The sequence below is a fragment of the Mesorhizobium sp. M7A.F.Ca.ET.027.03.2.1 genome (genome assembly GCF_003999175.1).
Lineage (GTDB): Bacteria > Pseudomonadota > Alphaproteobacteria > Rhizobiales > Rhizobiaceae > Mesorhizobium.
In genome coordinates this window covers 1-1,688 of the sequence record NZ_RZOM01001215.1, presented here as the reverse complement: position 1 = coordinate 1,688, position 1,688 = coordinate 1, and the positions used below count along the sequence as shown (strand labels likewise).

Annotated in this window: 1 protein-coding gene, 1 tRNA gene and 1 pseudogene; 1 reads left to right on the top strand and 2 read right to left on the bottom strand. The window is 59.6% G+C overall.

The genetic code is table 11. The features are described from left to right. Positions 1–946 (bottom strand): trigger factor (gene tig / locus EN750_RS33110; RefSeq protein WP_127399174.1); only part of this gene is annotated, 946 nt, incomplete at its 3' end. A 375-nt stretch (positions 947–1,321) separates the two neighbouring features. Between tig and EN750_RS33105 the strand changes: the two genes are divergently transcribed. Then, positions 1,322–1,406, top strand: a tRNA-Leu gene (locus EN750_RS33105). A gap of 83 nt (positions 1,407–1,489) precedes the next feature. On the opposite strand, the pseudogene EN750_RS33100 reads toward EN750_RS33105, so the two are convergent. Beyond that, positions 1,490–1,688 (bottom strand): annotated as a pseudogene (locus tag EN750_RS33100) (GDP-mannose pyrophosphatase); the annotation flags it as partial.

The following is a 1,688-nucleotide window of genomic DNA, read 5'->3' as shown; positions in this document are numbered from 1 at the left end:
CGGCGTCGACGAGCTTCGACGGCGCCTCGAACGAATAAACCGCGTCGAGCTGGTCGAGCAGCTGGCGCTTGACCTTCTGGCGCGTCATGGCGCCGAACTGGTTCTCGATCTGGCCGCGTACGACGTCGCGCAAGCGCTCCAGCGACTCCAGGCCGAGGTTCTTGGCGGTCTCGTCGTTGATTTCCAGCGCGCCGGGCTGGGACACTTCCTTGACGGTGACGTCGAAGGTCGCTTCCTTGCCGGCAAGATGCGCGGCCTGGTAGTTCTCCGGGAAAGTCACGGTGACCTGCTTTTCGTCACCGGCCTTGGCGCCGACCAGCTGATCCTCGAAGCCGGGGATGAATTCCTTCGAACCCAACACCAGCGGCTGATCGGTGCCCGCGCCGCCATTGAAGGCTTCGCCGTCGATCTTGCCGACATAGTCGATGGTGACGCGGTCGCCATTGGCGGCCTTGCCGGTCTTCGGCTCGTAGCTGCGCGCCGATTCGGCAACACGCTGGACCTGCTCGTCGATCTCGGCATCAGGCACGTCGAACACCTGGCGTGTCACCTTGATGTCGGAAAAGTCCTTGATCTCGATTGCCGGGATGATCTCGTAGTTGAGGCGGAATTCGAAGTCGGCGCCGCCGGCCAGGATCTTCTCGGCTTCCTTCTCGTCCTCGGTCATGATGACTTCGGGCTGCATGGCAGCCTTTTCACCACGCCCGGTAATGATCGAACGGGTCGAATCGTTGAGGATTTCGTTGACCACTTCGGCCATGAACGACTTGCCGTAGACCTTGCGCAGGTGTTGCACCGGCACCTTGCCCGGGCGGAAGCCGTTGATGCGGACCTTGTTGCGGGCATCCGAAAGCCGCGCCATCAGCTTGGCTTCCATGTCACCGGCCGGCACGGTGATCTTGATCTCTCGCTTGAGACCGGAGTTGAGCGTTTCGGTGACCTGCATCGTAAAACCTTTGTTTTCACCAATGAGACTGCCACGGCCTCTGCCGTTCACAGCCTGCCGGTATATTCTTGCCGGGAATGGCTTTTGGTACGGAACCTGGCGATTTGACCGAAAACCCGGCTCAAACTCTCCCAAACTGCGTTCCAAAATGTGAATAAGTTCTTGTTTTTCCTACTTCTTATCACATTCTGCAGAAGCGGATCGTCGCGTCCCGTCACATTTGACACGCCTTTTGTCACAGGCGAGGCCAATTTTCAACAGTCTTCGCATCCCGGCGAATAACCAGCATTTGGACCTGACCACATCTTGTCCCTGACCTCTACATCTTGTCTCCGACATTGACAGAATGATGGCCACATGGGATTGCCGGTCCATGCGGATGTGGCGGAACTGGTAGACGCCCTGGATTTAGGTTCCAGTGCCGAAAGGCGTGGGGGTTCGAGTCCCTTCATCCGCACCACCCTTCGAGCTTCGGGTGGCGGGCCACCCGAATAGATGAAGGAGTGTCCTCCCGAAGCCTTGGCTAAGGAGGACCGGCGCCGTTCAGGCGGCGATCGGGTTGAGCTTCAGATGCTGGATCAGGATAATGGTCTTGGCGTCGATGATGCGGCCGTCGGCGATGCCGGCCAGTGCCTCGTCGAGCGGCATTTCCAGAACCTCGATGTCCTCGCCCTCTTCTTGCGCGCCGCCGCCGGCCGAGATGCGGTCGGCGGGTGAATAGCGGGCGATGAAGAACCAGAGA